Origin of the sequence: Acinetobacter sp. RF14B (assembly GCF_006864105.1) — a bacterium.
Lineage (GTDB): Bacteria > Pseudomonadota > Gammaproteobacteria > Pseudomonadales > Moraxellaceae > Acinetobacter > Acinetobacter lwoffii_C.
The window spans coordinates 1-22,278 of sequence record NZ_SMTB01000017.1; the positions used below are offsets into that span (position 1 = coordinate 1).

Genomic DNA, 22,278 nt, shown 5'->3' on the forward strand with positions numbered 1-22,278 from the left:
GAATAATTCAAGTGAATTTGTTTGAAAGAAGAACTTTAAAAGCTTTATTTTCACCCGATAAAATACCCATAAAACAAGAGGAAGCTCAAATGAGCTTCCTCTTGTGAAAAATTGTGGGACAGCAATGGCACTAGACCCCTTTTATACCATAAAATGCTTACAGTTTGGTGAAAATGTAGTCAGCTGGCAGGCGTGATTTCGGTAATTTGGCATTGAAGTCATTTTCACTGCGATAGCCTAAAGTCAACAGTACGGAAGGAATCAGGCCTTGCTCAGCCAGTTGCAATTCGTCACTAATGATATTTTCATCAAAGCCACCGATTGGGGTAGCATCAATGCCTTCAATTCCTGCAGCCAGTAATATTTGACCCAGTGCAATGAAAGTCTGGTTTTCTGCCCAACGCTGAATATCGCCTTTTTCATTGCGATAATAATCTACATAACCGCTACGGGTATTTTTCTGACCTTCTTTGGCATGTTCATCTTTAAAACGACCATTGAGATCATCCCGTTTTAACAGGTTTTTCAGATGTAGCTCGTCAATATCAGCTTTGGTACAGAATAAAATGGTATGGGAAGAGTCCAGTACTTTTGGGGCATTGTAGGCATACGTACCCACCAGAGCCTTGGCAATACGTTGCTTGGCCGCTGCATCATCCGCAATAAAGAAATGCCAGGGCTGAATGTTAATAGAAGATGGGGTCAGGCGTAATACCTCTAAAAGGCGCTCAAACTGCTCGGCAGGAACCTTTTTGTTCGGATCATAGGCTTTGGTGGTATAACGGGTTTGCGCAATTTTAAGTAAATCCATGAATGGACTCCAATTTCTTGAGACCTGGAAAATAGAATGAAAGCTTCTATTTTTTCTGATTGCAGGATTATTACAACAAAATAGCCGGAGGCAAAGTTTTTAACACCCTAATTTTGCATAAAAACTAAGGTAAAATTTAGTAAGAGAAAAAAGCAGGCCATTTATCGATGTAGTCCACAGGGATTTAATATTATTGGCAGCTTTGCGACCAAGGCATTGCACGAGATATGGATACTATATTTTAATCCATGCCTTGCTGAGTGGTTGCTAAATTCAGGTCTGATAGATGGATAGTTTCATCCACGGCTAAATCTTAAACTGGCTCTATATAAGCAGATTGTTATAAAAATTTGGTTTCAGGTTAAGTGTGCGAATGCGATTTCAAAGATTTTCTCTTTTCCAAGAATAACATGAAATATATATGATATGCATTTGTCATTACAATGTAATTTTACTTTTGGTTGAAAATAGCTTATAGTAGTTTCACTTCAGGCAAGTAATATTCTTGCTTTTATTATTATTTTTAGCCGATTGTGATTCACTTTTTAGTTCAAGTATTTGAACTAAAATAAGATCTATTAACCATAGAATATAGACTAGGTTGTTACTACTCTCTCGATAAAGTATAAAGTCACAAAAAGCTCATCTGATGTGAGTAAATATTTTGAAAAAGATCAATGAATGGCATATTGCCACTGCCGCTGATGGCAATGAAATTAACGTAAAGCTAATCCCTTTAAAGCGTAAGCAAAATACGATGGAAGGGTTTATCTGGGTAGAAGTGGGTCAAATGATCCAGTTGCCAAACGGTGAGGAAATCCAGTTTAATCAGGATGGTCGAAGTTTCTATACCGGTGTGAACCAGCTTTACCGTTTAAGTTGAATTGAGGCAGTGCAGAAATAGAAAAGTGGCTGATTAATATCGCCACTTTTTTAGTTTCAGGCTTTCAATATTTTGTTTAGGCTGGATTTCCAGAATTTCAGCATGGTCCAGCTTCCAGTCTCCCAGAACAATCCGTTTTTTATGTCCCAGCCGATGAATAGCCGCACGGTGCGTATGGCCATGAATCAGCACCTCTACTTCTTGGAGCGCAGAGTCTACTGCAGATGCGTTCACATCCATAACTTCATAGGTTTTGAACTGCTGAGATTCTTGGCTTTTCTTGCGAAAGCCATGGGCCAGTTTCATTCTAAAGCTGAGCGGAGTTTTCCTGAGTAAAGCTAAGAGCAGTGGATTGCGGATAATTTTACGAAAACGCTGATAGCCAATATCATCGGTACACAGGGTATCGCCATGTTCAATCCGATAGTGGATGCTACCAATCTCAAGGTTGTGAACATCGGCCAAGAGCTGTCCGGAAAACTGATGCAGGAAGTTCTGGCCTAATACAAAATCACGATTTCCAGCCAGAAAAAAGATCTGATTACCTGCGGCTGTAAATTGTTTTAATCGGTCGACTATTTCATCTAGCCATGGTGCAGTATAGTCATCGCCGATCCAGGCATTGAACCAGTCTCCCAGAATATAGAGTTGAGTCTGTTGGTTCTGATAGGCCGTCAATAAATCTAAAAACCCCCGAACAAGTCGAGGGTGATCAGGTGACAAATGTAAATCCGAGATAAACAGATAGGTCACGAATCTTTTCCTTTTAATCCTCTCTAAATCCTTCATCATTTTGAGAAACTTTCTCTTATACCGTTTTAAAGCGATGCTTTAAAACTCATAAAGAACGGAGAGGACTGTTTTTTTATTCGGAAATGATTTTTGCAGATTCGATTACAACATTTTCTAAAGGAACGTCAGCGTGGTAGCCGCGGTTACCCGTGCGAACGCCTTTAATATCGTTCACAACATCCATGCCTTCAACAACTTTACCAAATACGGCATAACCCCAACCCTGAGCAGTCTTGCCAGTGTGGTTCAGGAAAGAGTTGTTTTTCACGTTAATGAAGAACTGAGCTGAAGCAGAGTGAGGTGCTTGAGTACGAGCCATTGCAATCGTACCTTCCTCATTGCTCAAACCGTTATCCGCTTCATTTTCAATCGCATCACGTGTTGCTTTTTCTTTGAAGTTTTCATCCATGCCACCGCCCTGGATCATAAAACCATCAATAACACGGTGGAAAATTACGCCATCATAAAAACCGTCACGTACATATTGCAAGAAGTTTGCCACTGTTTTAGGTGCTTTTTCAGCGTTTAATTCAAGAACAATACGACCTTTATTGGTGTTTAATTCGACTTGAGGAAAACTCATTGGGTAATCTCCTAATCATGGACAGATGCCATGTTTTATTTCAATGTGAGAAGCATAAGCAAACTCTAAACGACAAGGCAAGCAAAAACCTTATTTTCTTTGTTAAAACATCTAAATCGTATTTTATTTAGGCTTTGCTTTGTCAAGTCATTCTGTTGAAGTGATCAAGGCCAGTTTTGCTTACAATCACAGGTTTGGCATAAATAATATTCAGAAGGGCATATAAAAAACCATACGCCCTAAGTATTAACTTGGCTAAACTCCGCTTTAACTTTGAAAATGCCCGCTTTGAAATCAAATACAAGAGTTAACAGTTGAGAGATTACCCACCTCTAGTTAAACTAAGGAATACTTATCTAATGAATACAGGCAGACTGAGTGTGCTACTGGATTTCATTAATCCTTTTTTAATTTTAGAAGTGAATGATTGATCATGAAGCCAAATGATGTTGTTGCATCTCTGCCCGAGAACCCGACCCAAAACAAGAATGCAGTCGATTCAGCGCAGCAGGAACAACAGCCGGGCTTGGATTTTGTGCGCCAGATTATCACAGATGACCTGGAAGCCGGCCGTACCCAACAGGTAGTGACACGTTTTCCACCTGAGCCAAATGGCTATCTGCATATTGGTCATGTGAAAGCGATTTGCTTGAACTTCGGTATTGCACAAGAATTTAATGGTGTATGTAATCTGCGTTTTGATGACACCAACCCGGATGCAGAAGAGCAGGAATATGTAGACGGGATTGCCAATGACGTAAAATGGCTGGGTTTCCAGTGGGAGGGCGAGCCTCGCTATGCATCGAGCTATTTTGAACAGCTTTATACCTGGGCCATTCAGTTAATTGAACAGGGTGATGCATATGTGGATCTGCAAACACCTGAAGAAATCCGCTTAAACCGCGGTAATTTTGTTGAGCTTGGCAAAAACTCGCCATACCGTGACGCCAGTGTGGCAGAAAACCTGGAACGTTTTGAAAAAATGCGCAATGGTGAATATGCAGAAGGTCAGGCAGTACTGCGTGCCAAAATTGATATGGCCTCTCCAAACGTGCATATGCGTGACCCAATCCTGTATCGTATTTTACATTCAGCGCATCATCAGACAGGCGATAAATGGAAAATTTATCCAATGTATGATTATGCGCATCCATTATCAGATGCGATTGAAGGCATTACCCATTCACTGTGTACTCTGGAGTTCCAGGATCACCGTCCGTTCTATGACTGGGTGGTAGAAAAAGTTAAGTCTCCATCTGTACCGCATCAGTACGAATCCAGCCGTTTGAATGTTGACTATACGATTACGTCTAAACGTAAGCTGCGTAAGCTGGTTGAGGGCGGTCATGTGAATGGCTGGGATGACCCTCGTATGCCAACGGTGGTGGGTATGCGCCGTCGCGGTTTCACGCCTGAAGGCCTGCGTGATTTCTGTAAGCGTGTGGGTGTGTCTAAGATTGATGGCAGTATTGTCGATGTGGCAATGCTTGAGTACTGCATCCGCCAGTCTTTGGAAAATACGGCTGCGCGTGGTATGGCGGTACTGAATCCACTAAAAGTGACTTTAACCAATCTGCCAGCGGATATGGATTTGACCCATTCCCGTCATCCGAACGTGGATATGGGTGAGCGTGTCATTCCTTTAACTGCAGAAATCTACATTGACCGTAAAGACTTTGAAGAAGAGCCACCAAAAGGCTTTAAACGCCTGATCCCGGGTGGTGAAGTACGTTTACGCCATGCCTATGTGATCAAGTGTGATGAAGTCATTAAAGATGATAGCGGTAAAGTGGTCGAGCTGAAATGTTCAATTGACCCGGAAACTCTAGGTAAAAATCCTGAAGGCCGTAAGGTGAAAGGGGTGATTCACTGGGTATCGGCGACTAAGGGTGTTCCTGCCGAAGTACGTATTTATGACCGTCTGTTTAGTGTCGCTGATCCAGATGTCGGTGATGATTTCCTGGAAAATTTAAATTCTGATTCATTAAAAGTGGTTCAGGCTGTGATTGAACCAGCACTGGCACATGCAAAACAGGAAGATCGCTTCCAGTTTGAACGTGAAGGCTATTTTGTAGCAGATCAATATGATCACTCAAGCGAAAAACCGGTATTTAACCGTATTCTGGACTTGAGAGACAGCTTTAAGCCTGGCAAATAATTTGCTCTGAATTTTTTAAAAAGCCCAACTCCGGTTGGGCTTTTTCGATGCAGCAGGAAAGACTCAATGATTGTTCGTGATAAAAGTAATAGCTTTGGTTTGTTATTTGCATGGCATGGCACGATTTTGCCTAAAGTTCTGCCGGCTTTGGTTCTGGTGGTTTTTCTATCAGGTACATTGGTCTATCTGCGTCAGGCACACTTTCTCACCTTACCGGCAGTCCCGGCTATTGGCTTTACTATTTTCGGGGTTATTCTGTCGATATTTTTAAGCTTTAGAAATAATGCCAGTTACGACCGCTGGTGGGAAGGGCGCAAGTTATGGGGCGCCTTAATTGCCACAACCCGCCATTTATGCCGTGATAGTTATGTCCTCGATGATCAAACACGTGAAGTTTTATTATATCGAATGATGTTATTTTCCCATCTTCTGCGTGACCGCTTAAGGCAGCAGCAGCAAAGTATTCAGCATTATCAGTCCAGTACACAGTTTGAGTCTAATTCATTTGAACAGTTACCCACCCATATGAATGCTTCGCAATGGGTTCTGGAGCAGATCCAGAAAGATTTAGTTCAGCAATATCGGCAGGGTAAGATCACGGATATTATTTATAATAGTCTGAATCAGCATACAGTGGCCTTAGGCAATGTTCAGGCAGGATGTGACCGTATTCTGTCGACACCGCTGCCATTTTCCTATTCGGTGTTGTTGCACCGGGCTGTCTATTCTTTCTGCTTCATCTTGCCATTTAGTCTGGAAGCCAGTCTGGGCCTGTGGACGCCAATTCTAGTCGCGTTGATTGCTTATCTGTTCTTGGGCCTAGATGAGCTGAGTTCTGAACTGGAAGAGCCTTTCGGGCTTCAGGATAATGACCTGCCTTTGGATTCGATAGTCCGGCTGGTTGAGCGCGAAACATTAAGCTCATTAGGACAGGCCCTACCTGAGGCAATTCAGTCTAAGAAAGTCTATTTAACCTAAGAAAATGCGGGCTTGATTCAAGTGATTCTTTTGGATTGAGTGATCGGTCAGATGTAAATGCCTTGCTGTCATTTACTCAGGATGGTATTGAGCCAGCTTGATGCGGAAAATATTCACTTTATATTTTAATGCCAAGCTTTAGCGATGTTTCAGATTGCCCAGATCCGGGCGTTTGCTCTTGATCTGCTCCTGTAAGTCACGATATTGCTGCACACGCATTTTGGCCTTGTCATGGAGTTTCTTTTTAATATAGAGCGCAAGCGCGAAGCTGGTGGTGGTAAGGGTCAGGAACATGCTGTTCATAAAGCTCACCATGGAGCTGATATAACCGATGGTGGTGAGGCGGTTCATCATGCGAATGACCTGTGGGCTGCTTTCCACGCCAGTAATGGCCCAGGTACATAAGTGTTCGCAATTATTGATAATCAGGTGGTAGTTGTTTTCATGCATTCTGGAACGCATTCGGCGGACTGCTTTACGGCCTGTATATTTAGCTGATTTATAATACTGGATTTGAATCGGCTTGCCGTGGCTGAATTTTTCAATAGAAGTTATTTCAATGGGGTGTTTTTTAAATAAATGCGCAAATCCCGAATAGTGGATCACACGACCACGCCCGGCATAAATCCCGTGATGAGTATAACCGAAATGTTTAACCATAAGATGCGCTCCTATGGGAAACCGTTTAGTCTGCTGCATGTAAAGATTAAACCATTTAATAACAAGTGTATTTTAAAGCTTAAGTGTACTGTTTTTTTGTGAATTAATCGACATTTTAGCTAGTAAATCTGATGATAATTGATGAGCTGTGGAAGGATCTAAACCGCTTTAAAGTCTGGACATGCAATATTGTCCACTAAGTGAAAAAACTGGAATGAAATAAGTAAATAGCCTAAGCAAGGTGGAATGCATAAATGGACTTGGCTACATGAGCAGGAGCAAAGTATTGCTTTGGTCTCAGCATAAGGGGACAAGCATATTTTTAGCTGCTATAAAGCAGCAAAAATTCTGGCGAAATAGAACTCTCACCTTGTAAATATAGAAGAAGTGTCAACCGACCTTGATGTTTACTTCAAATTTTTCTGAACGTTGAACAGCAGTACATGCCGTTGGAACTGACCTAAGGTATTTAGGGGGAGATTGCTTAAGCCAGATAAATTGCTGCTGGAGGTTTTGAGCTAATTTATCATAAGGTGTCGCAATACTCTCTATACTGTTTGAGCTTGGCAAAAAAATCGATCAGATGTCTTGCTTTATAAAGATGTCGAGCATAATCAGGTGGATTAATCGCATTATTTTTAGATGGAAACTGACTATTGATCTTATAATTGGATCAATCACCAGTGCTCTGGAATTGCAAGCCTCATCCATGCACCAAGTCGGGCTTAATAAGTTCAGTAGCCTATCAGCAGTATTTAAATCATGAGCCTGTCCAGCAACATGAAAAAATCCTGTTGGATTGCCTAAAACATCGGTATAGGGATGAATTTTAGTGTGTAAGCCATTTTTACTACGTGTTATCGCCTGCTCGTTTTTTCCAGCTCTGTGTTGATGAGCACGTACAGTCGTTGAGTCCAACATGGTATATTCATTGTCACTATTTATATGACAACACTTCAAACATCCTCTGCCACAGGCCTGCTTTAAATAAGTAGTTGTCGTTGGTGCTTACTCCAACAGTACCTACTGATTCAGGTAACAGATCTTTAATCTGTTGGCACTGATTATCTCTCAATGCATAGCTGTTAGTCACACCAGAATAATGGGGAACTAAGCCAGACTTTCTCAAGATAATTGGGAAACAGCTCCTAAAAGTACATCAGAAAATTAAAGTTCAGCGATAAAAAAAGCATTTGCTTGCGCAAATGCTTTTTTTAAGTGACCTAAGCTGCTTATTGCAGCGGCAGGTGCTGAAGTTCATTAAGTTCTTTACGGCTATAGCCGCGAGAAGCGAGAACCTTTTTGATTCCGATAATAACATCTTCCTCAGTTGCTTTAGATAGTGCTTCAAGAAGCTGTTCATTTGTCTTGCAAGAGCAATCATTTTCAACACAAGCAATTTGATTCTTGTGATCATTCTGTTGTTCATCAGAAAACAACTTTTGCCAAAAACTCATAGAGCCTTCATACACAACCTAACATAGAATGAAATATAGCCAATATAATAAATAAAGCAAGCCAAGCTGTGCGATAAAAGCAGCAAACAGTCGTTTGAATTTCCGATAGAGAAGTTAGTTCTCAACGATATTTCTTGATTGAAATCTCTTTTAACTCATGTAAGTATCTAATTTTTAAAATAAAAAATGGAGCCTCCTTAGGCTCCATTTGTGTAACTAAAAAATAAATTGAAACAAAGTATTAACGCTTTTCTAGCAGCACACCTGACTCGATATGATGGGTATAAGGAAACTGATCGAACAGGGCGAATTTGCTAATTTTATGGGTCTGGGTCAATTGTTTTAAATTGTCATGTAATGTGTCCGGATTACATGAAATATATATAATTCGTTCAAAGTGCTGCAACAGTTTAAGTGTTTCATCATCTATACCGGCACGTGGCGGATCGACAAAAATGGTACTGAAGTCGTAGGTTGAAATATCAATTTGGGCTTCCTGCAAGCGGCGGAAAGTACGCTCACCTTTATAGGCCTGGGTAAACTCCTCAGCAGACAGGCGAGCCACCTGAATATTATCAATATGGTTCTGCTCGATATTCCATTCAGCGGCATACACAGAAGATTTGGCCAGTTCGGTGGCTAACACGCGGCGGAATCTGGTGGAGAGTGGCAGGGTGAAATTGCCATTCCCACAATACAGTTCCAGTAAATCTTTATCAGATTGCTCTGCAGCCTCACATGCCCATTCCAGCATTTTTTGACAAACTTGCGCATTAGGCTGCGTAAAGCTGCTTTCAATCTGCTTATATTGATAACGGCGATCAAATACAGCCAGCTCTTCAATCACGAATTCGTCAGAGAGCACAAACTTTTGTCCACGGCTACGACCGATCAGTTTGATATTGAGTTTTTCAGCCAGTGCTTTTGCCGCAGGTTCCCAGCTTTCATCGAGTTTACGATGATAAATCAGAGACACCAGAACTTCGCCCTTTAAGGTCGCCAGAAAATGCACTTCAAACAGGCGTGTCCCCAGAATTGGATCTACCTTGAATGCTTGGAGGAGCTGTGGCATTAATTCATTAATGCGCCGATCGGCAATTGGGAACGTGTCAATACGGATGACTTTTTTATTATTATTTTCATCTCGTTCAAACATGGCATAAAACAGGTCATCTTCAGTATGCCAGATACGGAATTCAGCACGCATGCGATAGTATTGTTCTGGAGATTCAAATACTTCTAAAGCAGGTGGTTGATACTCGGCAAATTGCGTCCGAATACGTTCAACTTTGGCATCCAGTTGTTGCTGATAAGATGAGGTCATATGCACTAAAACATCGCAAATACTTGAAAGTCGAGATGGTAGCAAAAATTTGCTGATCTGCCTAAGATTATTCAGGCAAACACGGGGAAGGCTGTATAAAAAAGACCGAATCTTCTAAGGGGAGAAACTTGGCCATGAAGAGCAAAAGAAAGACTTGTTTAAAAGGGGGCTGATTAATCCGTCATGGTCATCAGGCTGGTATTACCCATGCATCTACAGCTTCGCTGAACATCGTTAAGGGAATAGAAATAACATCTAGCTAGAAAAGCCAACCAATGCAAATATATAGAAGGGTCGTAGTTGCAGCCAGCGATAACGCCATGGTTCTGATATTTTGTATGCGCGCCTACTAACTCTATGTCCGGCGAGCAGCAACCAGTTCAATCATGCTCTAACAATTAAATCTACCGCAATCCAGACTACTGATAAACCAGACAGGTAAATTGTTCTGGCCGAAAGTGTGGTGACTAGACTGCCCAGACTCCCTCGGCTCAGAATATATTCATCGAAACTGGAGCTTGCACGCTAGGCATGTAAACTGATTGATCCTGGCAATCATCTAAAGTATGAAAGTCATCAGGCTGAAACTTAGAGAAGTTATAGGCAAGCATCCTTAAAAAAATAAAAGCAACATCTGGATGATTTGTGTACCAAAATCATGAGCCAGTGCCGCAAATAAAGTTGAGTGTTTACATTTGGTAACATTTTAGCGGCTTTTGTGTGTATTTATTGTAAATATTTTGGTTTTGAAAATTTATTTTAAATACCGAAAAGACGCTTTCCAAGACTTATTTTGTCTATATTTTGGCTAATGACGGGTATTTTTGAGTGGTATGAAAAAGTTACTGGCTTTTAAGTTTTTTGTTACATAAAATTACAAAGTTAACAAGAAGCTTAAATTAGATATAATTTGTAGCAAATTTTGTTGAAAAAGCCTGCTTTATTCCAGGCCCAGCTACGCATAGTAAATCCGCACCGTAGGGGTGCATCATCGCCAAGAGTAATATTACATGGACAATATGCTTCAACTAGAATCTACCCGGATTGAACAGGATTTATTGGGGAAGAAACACATACCACAGCACAGTTATTATGGAATTCACACTTTACGTGCGCTTGAAAACTTTCAAATTTCAGGATTGGTAGTGGGCCAGGAGTCTCATTTTATTCGTGCTCTGGCACAGGTTAAAAAAGCTGCGGCCCAAAGTAACTTGCATTTTCAGAAAATTTCAAAACAGCAAAGTATTGCTATTCAGCAAGCTTGTGATGAACTGATTCAACGGCCGCAAGACTGGAAGGCTTCATTTCCACTTGATCCTTATCAGGGCGGTGCGGGTACTTCCGTGAATATGAATGCCAATGAGGTTATTGCCAATCGGGCGCTGGAGCTGATGGGGCATAGTAAAGGAGAGTACCAGCTTCTTCATCCGAATGATCATGTGAATACTTCCCAGTCTACCAACGATGTGTATCCTACGGCTTTGCGTCTGGCCACATATACTCGAATAGATGAGCTCTTAACTGCGCTTAAATCCTTAACTGAGAGTCTATATAGCAAAGCACTTGAATTTCAGCATGTGATCAAGATGGGGCGTACCCAGTTGCAGGATGCAGTGCCAATGACTATGGAGCAGGAGTTCCGGGCTTTTGCAACTTTATTAAAGGAAGATTTTAAGCTGATTGAGCAACTGCGCCAGTTATTGCTTGAAGTGAATCTGGGAGCTACTGCAATTGGAACCGGTGTCAACACGCCTTCAGGTTATGCCAAGCATGTGGTCGAAAATTTAGCGAAAATTACAGGCCTGCCTTTAAAACAAGCTGAAGATTATGTAGAAGCCACCAGCGACTGTGGGGCATTTATTATTCTGTCTAGCAGCTTAAAACGTCTGGCAGTGAAACTCTCTAAAATCTGTAATGACTTGCGTCTCTTAAGCTCTGGACCGCGTACAGGTCTGGCGGAAATCCGTTTACCAGAATTACAGGCCGGTTCATCTATTATGCCCGCCAAGGTCAATCCGGTTATTCCAGAAGTCGTTAACCAGATTGCCTTCCGTGTCATTGGGAATGACTTGACCATTACCATGGCAGCAGAAGCAGGCCAATTACAACTCAATGTCATGGAACCTGTGATCGCTATTTCTCTGAATGAATCAATTCAATTGCTCACTCAAGGGATGCAGACCTTACAGCAAAAATGTATTAAAGGCATTGAAGTTAATGAACAGAACTGTCTGGATGCTGTAATGCGCAGTATTGGAATTATCACTCTGCTTGATCCGCTATTGGGACATGCAGCCTGTGATGAAATCGGAAAACAGTGTATCCGTGAAAATAAAACTGTTCCACAAGTTGTATTGGAGCTGGGCCTGTTGACTGAAAAGCAGCTGGATGAAATCTTCGCTTTTGAAAATCTGGTTTCAGAAGTACCCAATGAAGTGAGCTCACTAGAACAGGTATCTTAAAACTTCTGGGCTTTAATCAAAAAGTACTGATTTTAACCATTTGCCTCAAATCCTCATGTGGGTTTGGGGCTTTTTCATCTAGACTATATACCGACCTTGAGATGAACTGGAATTGCTGCAAAACATGTTTAATAAAATCACTAAACTCTTTCAATCCAATAAACCTTCTCCAGCACAGCTTTATCTGGAAGAACAGAATATCCAATATGTAGAAGGTACAGGATATATCGTTGATGGAATTCAGCTCAATCAGGAATTGGGAGCGCGTCTGGAGTATTTATCCAATCGCCGCATGAAAAGTTTTGATGATCTGGCGCAACTTTATTCTAGCGCGATGATCATCAATGAAAAGATTGATCTGGAAATTGCGCATCAGCGCTTTAATCAGCCTCTGGCGAATACCGAAGAAAACCTGCTGCAATTTAAAACAATTGTGAAGAAATTGAATGACTATTATCGTCAGTTTTTACGCGACCAAAAATAGGCCAGCGACACACGAACTTCATACTCTATAGCGGAACGATCAGGACTGCATAAAAATAACGAAAGCGCACCGGATCATCGTGATAATATAAGCGCCATGTTGTTTAGACTTTAAAGCTATATACATGTTCCAACAAGAAATTTCCCAACTTAATTTACCTAGGCTCAAAGCAGGCGAGAAACGCTGGTTAGGTAATCTGCAAGGTTCGTCTACTGCATTATTGCTAAAAGAAATAATCAGGCAGCAGCAGTCGCGTCTGTTTGTGATCATCGCGCGCAATAATCAGCACTTGGGGCAACTGGAAAGTGAGCTGGAATTTTATGGGATTAAGCCCATCATTTTTCCGGATTGGGAGATTTTGCCTTACGACCGTTTGTCGCCGCACCAAGATATTGTCTCGGAACGTCTGGCCATTCTATCAAATATGCCACAAAGCGGCGTGTTGCTGTTGTCTGCCTCTACTTTGGCGCAGCGCGTTGCACCGACGTCCTGGATTCTGGGTGAGCATTTTGATATTCGTGTCGGTCAAAAACTTGATCTGGAACAACAGAAGAAAAAATTGATTCAAGCTGGCTATCATCTGGTTGATACGGTGTATGACCATGGTGAATTTGCGGTACGCGGCAGTATTATTGATATTTACGCCTCAGGTCAGGATGCGCCGATTCGTATTGACCTGTTTGATGATGAAATTGAAACACTGAAATTTTTTGATCCGGAAACCCAGCGTACGACCCAGATGCTGGAGCAGTTTACCGTATTGCCCGCCCAGGAATTTCCACTCAAAGAAGGCCGTGCTACTTTCCGCGACCGTTATGCTGAATTTTTTCCTACTGCCAATCCAAAGAAGAATCCACTCTATCAGGATGTAATGGATGGTATTGCTTCCCCCGGGATTGAATTCTATTTACCTTTATTTTTCAGTGCTGAGGCAATGCAAGCTGGTCAAAGCACCCTGATTTCGTACTTACCAAAGAATGGCATTGTCATTACAGACAAGGCTTTGGAACAAAGTCTGGAACAATTCTGGCAAGATGTCGTGCGCCGTTATGAAGATCGTCGCCATAATATGGATCAGCCGATTTTACCGCCTGACACTTTATTTAGTCCGACCAATCAGCTATTGGAACAGCTAAATCAGTTTAGTCGTATTATTGCCGCGCAAGAGCCATTTGAGGAAAAAGCCGGCGTAATTAATCTGGATACCCAGGTCCCGCCACGACTGCCTGTTGATCCGAAACGCGAAAAACCTTTTACCGAAGTCAAAAAATATATTGATGCTGCCAATCATCCGGTCTTGCTGGTGGCTGAAAGTGCGGGTCGCCGTGAAACTTTAAAAGATGCTTTGCGTCCAAGCCTCGGGGATATTCCTACTGTAGACAGTTTTAATGCCTTTGTTGAATCTCTGCATGCAATTGCCATTACCAGTGCACCTCTAGAGCGTGGCCTAGTCCTGACCAATCATCTGAGTGTGATTTCTGAAAACCAGTTGTATGAGCATCGTGTGGTGCAACGCCGCCGCAAGCGCCAGCAGGAGGTGTCAGAAGAGTTCCTGATCCGTAGCCTGACCGAACTCAGTATTGGTGCACCAGTTGTACATATTGATTATGGCGTCGGGCGTTATGCTGGCCTGATTACCCTTAGTATCGATGATCAGGATCATGAATTTTTGCAGCTGGACTATGCCGAGGGTGCCAAAGTTTATGTGCCGGTGACGAATTTGCATCTGATCAGCCGTTATAGTGGCGGTGATCCTGATTTGGCACCTTTACACAAGCTCGGAACCGATGCCTGGAATAAAGCCAAGCGTAAAGCTTTAGAGCAGATTCATGATGTTGCAGCCGAATTGCTGCATATTCAGGCACGCCGTTTTTCCAAGCCAGGCATCAGTTTTGAACTGGATCAAAGCCTGTATATGCAATTTGCCAGTGGCTTTGCCTATGAGGAAACGCCAGATCAGGCCAATGCCATTGAAGCAACTTTATATGATATGCAGCAGGCCAAACCAATGGATCGACTGGTCTGTGGTGATGTGGGTTTTGGTAAAACCGAAGTCGCCATGCGTGCCGCATTTGTTGCTGTGCAAAATAACCGGCAGGTAGCGGTTTTGGTGCCGACTACCTTGCTCGCCCAGCAACATTATGAGTCCTTCAAGGACCGTTTCGCAGACTGGCCGGTACGTATTGAAGTCCTGTCCCGTTTTGGCTCGTCCAAGACCCATAATAAAACCCTGGAAGATCTGGCCGAGGGTAAAGTCGATATTGTCATCGGTACGCACAAGCTTTTGCAGGAAAATGTCCAGTTCCATAATCTTGGGCTGATGATTGTCGATGAAGAGCATCGTTTCGGCGTGCGTGATAAAGAACGGATTAAAGCCATGCGTGCCGATGTAGATATGCTGACTTTAACTGCCACGCCAATTCCACGCACCCTGAATATGGCTTTTAGTGGCATGCGCGATTTGTCGATTATTGCCACGCCACCAGCACGCCGTCTGGCAGTAAAAACCTTTGTACAGGAACATACCAACGACACAATTAAAGAGGCGATTCTGCGCGAACTGCTGCGCGGCGGTCAGGTTTATTTCCTGCATAATGAAGTTAATACCATTGAACGTGCCGCAGAAAATATCCGCAATCTGGTGCCGGAAGCACGGGTGGTGGTGGCCCATGGCCAGATGCGTGAACGTGAACTTGAGCAGGTCATGCAGCGATTTTATCATAAAGAATATAATGTGCTGGTGTGTTCGACCATTATTGAAACCGGAATTGATGTGCCAAATGCCAATACCATCATTATTGAACGGGCAGACAAGCTGGGTCTGGCACAGTTACACCAGCTGCGAGGCCGTGTCGGTCGTTCCCATCATCAAGCTTATGCCTATCTATTGGTGCCTTCGCTTAAAGGCTTAAAGGGAGATGCCGAAAAACGTCTGGAAGCGATTCAGCGTGCAGCCACCTTGGGTGCCGGTTTTATGCTGGCCACAGAAGATCTGGAAATTCGCGGTGCTGGGGAACTCTTGGGTGAACAGCAAAGTGGTTCGATGCAGGCGATTGGTTATAGCCTGTATATGGAAATGCTGGAAAAAGCCACCAAAGCCATCCAAAAAGGCAAAACGCCGAATTTTGATGCACCTCTCACGCTCACTGCGGAAATCAACCTGCATATGCCAGCTTTGATTCCAGATGAGTATCTCGGTGATGTGCATCAGCGCTTATTGTTCTATAAACGCATCAGTAATACCGATACTCAGGAAAAGCTCGACAATATCCGTATGGAACTGATCGACCGTTTTGGTATTCCTCCACAACCCGTCAAACAGTTATTTGCTGTGCATCAGCTGCGTCTTAAAGCTGAACAGCTTGGCATTACCAAGATTGATGTCAGCGCTCATGGCGGGCATATTGAGTTTGCACCAGATACGCCGGTACAAGCGATGAGTATAATCCAGATGATGCAGAAACATCCGACCTACTTTAGGATGGATGGAGGGCAGCGCCTGAAAATCATGGTCATGCTGGAAGATTATCAAAAACGGATCCAGTTCATCAGTGATTTGCTGGAGAGTTTATTAACACAGCTGCATTGAAATTTGCAGTCTCAGACAGGAGACAGATTCACACGCTGTTCCATCCGAATGCGCGTGTGAATACTGCGCTGTTTTTTCAGGCAATTATTGAAAGAGATGATTGGTATTTTGTACTGAATAAATCATACAAAATTGCCCCGAATGTGACTGAGGATAATACTCAGTCCTAATTGGATATGATAGTATTGGTCATCATTCTAATTTTGCATCATTTATAAAGATATGTTTAGTTTGCATCCACAACTTGCTCAAGATACGTTTTTTGTAGGCGACTTTCCTTTGTCAACATGTCGTTTGATGAATGATATGCAATTTCCGTGGCTCATTCTGGTACCACGTGTACCGGGCGTTACCGAATTATATGAATTAAGCCAAGCTGACCAGGAGCAGTTCCTGCGTGAGTCAAGCTGGTTATCTAGTCAGCTTTCCCGCGTATTTCGTGCTGATAAAATGAATGTGGCTGCGCTGGGTAATATGGTGCCGCAATTGCATTTTCATCATGTGGTTCGTTATCAGAACGATGTGGCATGGCCTAAACCGGTATGGGGTACACCGGCGGTGCCTTATAATAATGAAGTATTGGCACATATGCGCCAGACCCTGATGCTGGCGTTACGCGGTCAGGGCGATATGCCATTCGATTGGCGTATGGACTGATTCATGCAGGCTACTATAGTCCATTCATGGATATAGACCTAAGAGAGTGATTGAGTGCAATTAGACGACTGGATGCATCAAGAGCCAAGACGCTTTGAATATTTTCATCGCTTGATGGGATATATTATGTTGTCTCTGGTGCTGGTCGTCTATCACCAAACTGTTCCAGATACCAGTTACCAGATTTTTATCCCTTTTCTGCTGGTTCTACTGCTACTGCTTAGTCCTAAGCTGTCGCAGTGGCTGACCTATCGCTATAACTCCAACATCAAGCGTAATGTGTTTTTTATTATTGATGTGGCTGTGGTGTCGGTGATGCTCGCAGCAGTACATCTGGATCTGGTTCTTTCTTTCCTGGGCCTTTCCGCACTGTTATATACGGCAATCAGTAACAAAATCTCATTTTTAATGACGACACTGGCCAGTCTTATTGGAACGACAGTATTTTACCTGTCTGCTATTCTGGTTTTTGGGTTGGGTAATTATTTTGAACAGAGTAGTAGTGAGCTGACTATTCTGGGCTTTATCTGCCTAATGATGTATTTTGGGGTGGGAAGTTTTTATCAAAGTGGTCGTGTGCAATACATGACCAAAAAGAAAAATCACTATTTTGACCAGATGAACCGTTATATGGAGTTCGCCAACCAGCTGAGCCGCTATGCGCCAGTCCAGCTGTGGCAATCGATCATGAAAGGTGAATCTGAGGCAAAAATCGAATACAAGCGTAAAAAACTGACTATTTTCTTTTCGGATATTCAAGGCTTTACTGAACTTTCTGAAACCCTGATTCCGGATGACCTGGCTTTCCTGCTCAATGACTATTTAAGTCATATGACTGAAATTGCCAAAAAATATGAGGCAACTGTCGATAAATTCATGGGGGATGCCATTCTGATTTTCTTTGGTGATCCAAACTCGGAAGGAGTCGAGCAGGATGCCAAAAACTGTCTGGAAATGGCACTAGCTATGCGTCAACAAATGAAATTGCTGCGCGAACGCTGGGTTAAAATGGGTTATCCACCTTTGCATATCCGTATGGGGATTTCAACCGGTTATTGTCACGTAGGCAATTATGGGGCTAATCACCGCATGGCTTATACCATTGTAGGACGAGATGCCAATCTTGCGGCCCGATTGCAAAGTGCGGCAGAAGTAGATGAAATTCTGATTTCAGATGATACGCATAACTTGATCAAAAATGATTATCTGTGTGCACCGAAAAAACCGATTTTCCTGAAGGGGATCAAAGCACCCGTAAGAACCTGGCAAGTGATGGAAAGATATGCTTTTCAAAAGGTGGAGTATCAGCGCTGGTTTGATTATGAATATAAAGGCTTTCATTTACTGCTTAATCTGGATGAAGTGCAAAACTTTGATTATCCGAACCTGATTGAAGTTCTGGAGAGAATGATCAAGCGGATTGAAACCCAGCAGAAACTGACAAATTCACAGGGTATTGTGAAGTTAAAACTTGAAGATGAAGTAATTGAAACTGTGCCGCCTGAAACAATCAGATAGCAAGCTAAATATCATAAAGCTCAGATTGTTCCACTTTTTAAAATCATGTGATCAATCTTAGACTTCAAAGGAAGTGCAACAGAGATTAAATTATTGGAAGGAAGTAAGATGAACGGGCATTCTACTTCTGACTGATCACAGTCAAAGTTGTATCATGCATTATATTTATTTGCTCAAGAAAAATACTCGCCTTTAAGAGTCCGAGTCAGGTAGTATGACAGCCACATAGTGTTTTACTTCAGATGCTAATCTAAGAATGAAAAAACCACGCCGAAGCGTGGTTTTTTATTTGGATATTTTAATGGTTTTCAGAAGCGTGGTTAATCGTGTATTTTGGAATTTCAACTTCCAGATCTTCATCGACTATTTTAACCTGACAAGACAAGCGAGAATCAGGTTCAAGACCCCAGGCACGATCCAGCAGGTCAGCTTCCACATCATTCATTTCTTCAAGGCTGTCAAAGCCGCGACGTACGATCACATGACAGGTGGTACATGCACATGACATATCACAGGCATGTTCAATCTTGATTCCATTTTTTAACAGGCTTTCGCACAAATTTGCATCTTGTTCAACGTCAAACTCCGCACCTTCTGGACAAATTTGCGCATGAGGAAGAACTTTAATACGTGGCATAGTCTTTACCTTAAATTAGTTTGAGTTTGACCAGTCGTCGAGTTTGGTGCCTTTCAGGGCAGCATCAATATGTTGATTCATACGCAGTGCAGCAAAGGCATCACTATGTATTTTAAGCTGTTCAACCGCAGATTCAATGGTTCTGACATCATCGCCTTGCAGCTCTGCTTCAAGCCGAGTCTGCGCAGCAGTCAGCTCCGCAAGTTGCTGTTCAGACATTAAATGTGCATCTACTTTCAAGGCCTGAACCAGTGCTTCAAGTTCACGCTGTGCTTCTACCTTGGTTTCCTGCAAATGACGAAGATTTTTATCTTCCTCTGCAAACTGATAACCTTCTAAAAGCAGACGCTCGGTATCTTCGCTTGATAAACCATAAGAGGGTTTGATGTCAATTTGTGCGCTTACACCCGAAGTCATTTCCTTGGCAGAAACGGTTAACAGACCATCGGCATCGACCTGAAAGGTGACTTCAATACGTGCCTGACCCGCGGTCATCGGAGGAATACCATGCAGTACAAAGCGGCCTAAACTGCGGCAATGTTCTACCAGATCGCGCTCACCTTGCACCACGTGAATTAACATGGCCGTCTGGCCATCCTGATAGGTGGTAAACTCCTGACGGCGTGCAACCGGAATTGCAGTATTGCGTGAAATTAAACGCTCAACCAGTCCGCCCATGGTTTCAAGACCTAAGGACAAAGGTGTTACATCTAATAATAAAGAACCGTCTTTACTGTTGCCAATCAGCTGATTCGCTGTAATCGAGGCACCAATTGCAACCACTTCATCCGGGTTGATAGTACATAAGGGTTCCTGGTTAAAGACCTCACGCACTGCTTTCTGAACGGCATAGGAGCGGGTAGACCCCCCTACAAGAACAACGTTTTGAATATCATCCAGTTCTAGCTTGGCATCACGCAGTACACGTTTACAAACGCTAATGGTTTTGTCCAGCGCAACTTTGATAATGCCTTCAAAAGTAGGGCGGTCAAGCGTTAAGGCCTGATCCAGTAGCTTTAACTCAACAGAATCAGCATTTGATAGGGCTTCTTTGGCTTTACGAGCTGCAACCACGAAGTGAGCATGTTCTGCATCACTTAGGGTTTCAATATGAAGTTCTTTCTTTGCCCATTTGACAATTAGCCGATCCAGGTCATCACCACCAAGTGCTGTATGACCACCCGTGGCCAGAACTTCAAATACACCTTGAGCAAAACGCAAAATTGAAACGTCGAATGTACCGCCACCCAGATCATAAATGACATAGTTGCGGTCGGTACTGAGGTTGCTTTCCTGGTCCAGACCATAGGCAACCGCTGCAGCAGTTGGCTCGTTTAACAAGCGTAAAACATTCAAACCGGCAAGCTGGGCAGCATCACGTGTTGCCTGGCGTTGTGCTTCATCAAAATAGGCAGGAACGGTAATGACTGCACCATTGATAGGATTTTGCAGGCTCGATTCAGCACGGTTTAATAGTTGCTTTAAAATTTCAGCTGAAATTTCGACTGGCGTTTTACGGCCTTGTGCAGTTTCAAAGGCGGGCATTTCATTGGCTTCGCCGACCAAGGTATACGGATGCTGAAATTTAATATCTACTTTTGAGCGACCCATAAAACGTTTTATGGAGACAATCGTATTTTGAGGGTCAGTGGTAATAAAAGGTACAGCGTCATTGCCGTACTGAGTGCTTTGCTCTGAATAATGAACGATAGAAGGAAGTAATACACGACCTTGTTCATCATTAAGTACTTTGGCTTTACCTGAAAGAACCGTGGCAACCAAAGAGTGGGTGGTGCCTAAATCGATACCAATCGCAATGCGGTGTTCATGTGGTGCATTTGATTGACCTGGTTCTGCGATCTGCAAGAGAGCCATCGTATTACATCCTTTGCACGTTAAAATTAAAGAGGAAAATCAAAAATCATCAAGGTCAAAGCTGTCATCATCCAGAAGGCGGTCTTCTGCCTTGTCGATGTCGGCCATGACTTTAACAAAGAAGCGTAATTTGCGCACTGTATCACGAGCTTCAGCCCAGTCTTCATCTGTGTAGTCAATCTTGAATTCACGGACCAGACCATCAATCCATTGCTGTACTTCAACTTTTAGAGAAGCCAGCTCTTCTGCAGATATTGCATCATCGAGTTGTTCACGAATATCAAGTGCATCCTGCAAGAATTCAAAATCACTGATCGATTGATCGAGATGATAATCTTGTTTCTTTAACGAGAGCAGATAGGCGGCACGGCTATCAACAGCAGACAGGATTTTGAAGGCCTGATTGATTTCACTTGATTTAATCAATGCTTGATCTTTGTCTTCAGCTTTATCCGGGTGATATTGTTGCTGTAACTTTAAAAACGCTGTTTTTAAAGAAGCCAAATCAATATCGAGTGCTACGGGAAGATTGAACAGCTCAAAATGATTCATGGGAGGTGAAATCCGCAATTAATGGGCAAAAAATAATGTATAAATACAATTAAAACAGTGTGAACTACACTGTTTTAATTGTATAAGGTAGAGCGGCTATGATTAGACTGTGAAAGACTCACCACACCCACATTCACCTTTTTTGTTCGGGTTGTTAAACTCAAAACCTTCATTAAGGCCATTCTTGACATAGTCCATTTCCATACCATCAAGATAAACCAGACTTTTCGGGTCAATGAATACTTTAACGCCAAACTGTTCAAAGACCTGATCATGTGTATCGATTTCATCGACGAATTCGAGTACATAAGCCAAGCCAGAACAGCCTGAAGTTTTCACACCAACGCGAATGCCTTCACCCTTACCGCGATTTTTGAGGTAATTGCTGATATGAGTTGCAGCATTTTCAGTTAAATTGATCATGAAAACTCCATAAATCTTTCTTTAAAAACGAAGGATCAAGCCTTAGACTGTTTATTGCGATAATCTTCGACAGCTGCCTTAATCGCATCTTCAGCCAGTACAGAGCAGTGAACTTTAACCGGTGGAAGGGCCAGTTCAGTGGCGATATCAATATTTTTGATCGCTTGTGCTTGGTCTAGAGTTTTACCTTTCAACCACTCAGTCACCAAAGAGCTGGAAGCAATTGCAGAACCACAACCATACGTTTTAAAACGTGCTTCCTCAATGACGCCTTCATTGTTTACTTGAATCTGTAAACGCATTACGTCGCCACACGCTGGTGCACCGACCATACCTGTACCAACGTTTTCAGCATTTTTATCTAAAATACCAACATTACGAGGGTTTTCGTAATGATCAATTACTTTTTCGCTATAAGCCATGTTGCTTCTCCAA

Annotated in this window: 20 protein-coding genes and 1 pseudogene; 8 read left to right on the forward strand and 13 right to left on the reverse strand. The window is 42.6% G+C overall.

Annotated features, from left to right (window positions below):
* Positions 1-157: 157 nt before the first annotated feature.
* Positions 158-811: an oxygen-insensitive NAD(P)H nitroreductase gene (gene nfsB / locus E2K52_RS04300; protein ID WP_151203935.1), complete on the reverse strand. Its 654-nt coding sequence runs from the start codon at positions 809-811 to the stop codon at positions 158-160.
* A gap of 664 nt (positions 812-1,475) precedes the next feature.
* Between nfsB and E2K52_RS04305 the strand changes: the two genes are divergently transcribed.
* Positions 1,476-1,694, forward strand: a complete 219-nt coding sequence (locus E2K52_RS04305; RefSeq protein WP_151203936.1) for a transposase — start codon at positions 1,476-1,478, stop codon at positions 1,692-1,694.
* A gap of 33 nt (positions 1,695-1,727) precedes the next feature.
* On the opposite strand, the gene E2K52_RS04310 is transcribed toward E2K52_RS04305, so the two are convergent.
* Entirely contained in the window at positions 1,728-2,447 is a 720-nt protein-coding gene (locus E2K52_RS04310; RefSeq protein WP_151203937.1) for a UDP-2,3-diacylglucosamine diphosphatase, read from the reverse strand.
* A 112-nt stretch (positions 2,448-2,559) separates the two neighbouring features.
* Positions 2,560-3,069 carry a peptidylprolyl isomerase gene (locus E2K52_RS04315; RefSeq protein ID WP_151203938.1) on the reverse strand — a complete coding sequence of 170 codons (510 nt, stop codon included), beginning with the start codon at positions 3,067-3,069 and terminating at the stop codon, positions 2,560-2,562.
* A gap of 433 nt (positions 3,070-3,502) precedes the next feature.
* Here E2K52_RS04315 and E2K52_RS04320 point away from each other — a divergent pair, with 433 nt between their 5' ends.
* Both E2K52_RS04320 and E2K52_RS04325 read left to right on the forward strand, forming a co-directional pair.
* Positions 3,503-5,227, forward strand: a complete 1,725-nt coding sequence (locus E2K52_RS04320; RefSeq protein WP_151203939.1) for a glutamine--tRNA ligase/YqeY domain fusion protein — start codon at positions 3,503-3,505, stop codon at positions 5,225-5,227.
* 66 nt (positions 5,228-5,293) lie between these two features.
* The gene (locus E2K52_RS04325) at positions 5,294-6,205 is read left to right on the forward strand and encodes a bestrophin family protein (RefSeq protein ID WP_151203940.1); all 912 of its coding nucleotides are present in this window, start codon (positions 5,294-5,296) and stop codon (positions 6,203-6,205) included.
* A gap of 138 nt (positions 6,206-6,343) precedes the next feature.
* Here the strand turns inward: E2K52_RS04325 and E2K52_RS04330 are convergent, their stop codons facing one another.
* The 5 genes and pseudogenes from E2K52_RS04330 to E2K52_RS15355 all read right to left on the reverse strand — a co-directional run.
* Complete coding sequence (locus tag E2K52_RS04330; RefSeq protein ID WP_151203941.1) at positions 6,344-6,904, reverse strand: lecithin retinol acyltransferase family protein; 561 nt, start codon at positions 6,902-6,904, stop codon at positions 6,344-6,346.
* 540 nt (positions 6,905-7,444) lie between these two features.
* Entirely contained in the window at positions 7,445-7,786 is a 342-nt protein-coding gene (locus E2K52_RS15685) for a hypothetical protein (RefSeq protein WP_374982208.1), read from the reverse strand.
* Between the two features lie 311 nt (positions 7,787-8,097).
* Complete coding sequence (locus tag E2K52_RS04340) at positions 8,098-8,322, reverse strand: hypothetical protein (protein WP_151203942.1); 225 nt, start codon at positions 8,320-8,322, stop codon at positions 8,098-8,100.
* Between the two features lie 241 nt (positions 8,323-8,563).
* Positions 8,564-9,646 (reverse strand): tRNA (uridine(54)-C5)-methyltransferase TrmA, encoded by a 1,083-nt coding sequence (gene trmA, locus E2K52_RS04345; RefSeq protein WP_151203943.1) that lies wholly within the window; start codon positions 9,644-9,646, stop codon positions 8,564-8,566.
* A 387-nt stretch (positions 9,647-10,033) separates the two neighbouring features.
* A pseudogene (locus tag E2K52_RS15355) lies at positions 10,034-10,171 on the reverse strand (hypothetical protein); the annotation flags it as partial.
* 485 nt (positions 10,172-10,656) lie between these two features.
* On the opposite strand from E2K52_RS15355, the gene aspA reads away from it, so the two are divergent.
* From aspA to E2K52_RS04370, 5 genes are all read left to right on the forward strand, one after another.
* Positions 10,657-12,108: an aspartate ammonia-lyase gene (aspA, locus tag E2K52_RS04350; protein ID WP_151203944.1), complete on the forward strand. Its 1,452-nt coding sequence runs from the start codon at positions 10,657-10,659 to the stop codon at positions 12,106-12,108.
* A 124-nt stretch (positions 12,109-12,232) separates the two neighbouring features.
* Entirely contained in the window at positions 12,233-12,592 is a 360-nt protein-coding gene (locus E2K52_RS04355) for a hypothetical protein (protein ID WP_151203945.1), read from the forward strand.
* Positions 12,593-12,716: 124 nt separating this feature from the next.
* On the forward strand, positions 12,717-16,181 hold the full coding sequence (gene mfd, locus E2K52_RS04360; protein ID WP_151203946.1) for a transcription-repair coupling factor: 3,465 nt from the start codon (positions 12,717-12,719) through the stop codon (positions 16,179-16,181).
* Positions 16,182-16,403: 222 nt separating this feature from the next.
* Positions 16,404-16,838 (forward strand): HIT domain-containing protein, encoded by a 435-nt coding sequence (locus E2K52_RS04365; RefSeq protein WP_151203947.1) that lies wholly within the window; start codon positions 16,404-16,406, stop codon positions 16,836-16,838.
* A 54-nt stretch (positions 16,839-16,892) separates the two neighbouring features.
* Positions 16,893-18,356, forward strand: a complete 1,464-nt coding sequence (locus E2K52_RS04370) for an adenylate/guanylate cyclase domain-containing protein (protein ID WP_151203948.1) — start codon at positions 16,893-16,895, stop codon at positions 18,354-18,356.
* A 298-nt stretch (positions 18,357-18,654) separates the two neighbouring features.
* On the opposite strand, the gene fdx is transcribed toward E2K52_RS04370, so the two are convergent.
* From fdx to iscU, 5 genes are all read right to left on the reverse strand, one after another.
* Entirely contained in the window at positions 18,655-18,993 is a 339-nt protein-coding gene (fdx, locus tag E2K52_RS04375) for an ISC system 2Fe-2S type ferredoxin (RefSeq protein WP_151203949.1), read from the reverse strand.
* A 15-nt stretch (positions 18,994-19,008) separates the two neighbouring features.
* Entirely contained in the window at positions 19,009-20,868 is a 1,860-nt protein-coding gene (gene hscA / locus E2K52_RS04380; RefSeq protein ID WP_151203950.1) for a Fe-S protein assembly chaperone HscA, read from the reverse strand.
* A gap of 39 nt (positions 20,869-20,907) precedes the next feature.
* Positions 20,908-21,420: a Fe-S protein assembly co-chaperone HscB gene (gene hscB / locus E2K52_RS04385; RefSeq protein ID WP_151203951.1), complete on the reverse strand. Its 513-nt coding sequence runs from the start codon at positions 21,418-21,420 to the stop codon at positions 20,908-20,910.
* A gap of 102 nt (positions 21,421-21,522) precedes the next feature.
* Entirely contained in the window at positions 21,523-21,843 is a 321-nt protein-coding gene (iscA, locus tag E2K52_RS04390; RefSeq protein WP_151203952.1) for an iron-sulfur cluster assembly protein IscA, read from the reverse strand.
* Between the two features lie 35 nt (positions 21,844-21,878).
* Positions 21,879-22,265 carry a Fe-S cluster assembly scaffold IscU gene (iscU, locus tag E2K52_RS04395; RefSeq protein WP_151203953.1) on the reverse strand — a complete coding sequence of 129 codons (387 nt, stop codon included), beginning with the start codon at positions 22,263-22,265 and terminating at the stop codon, positions 21,879-21,881.
* Positions 22,266-22,278: the final 13 nt, after the last annotated feature.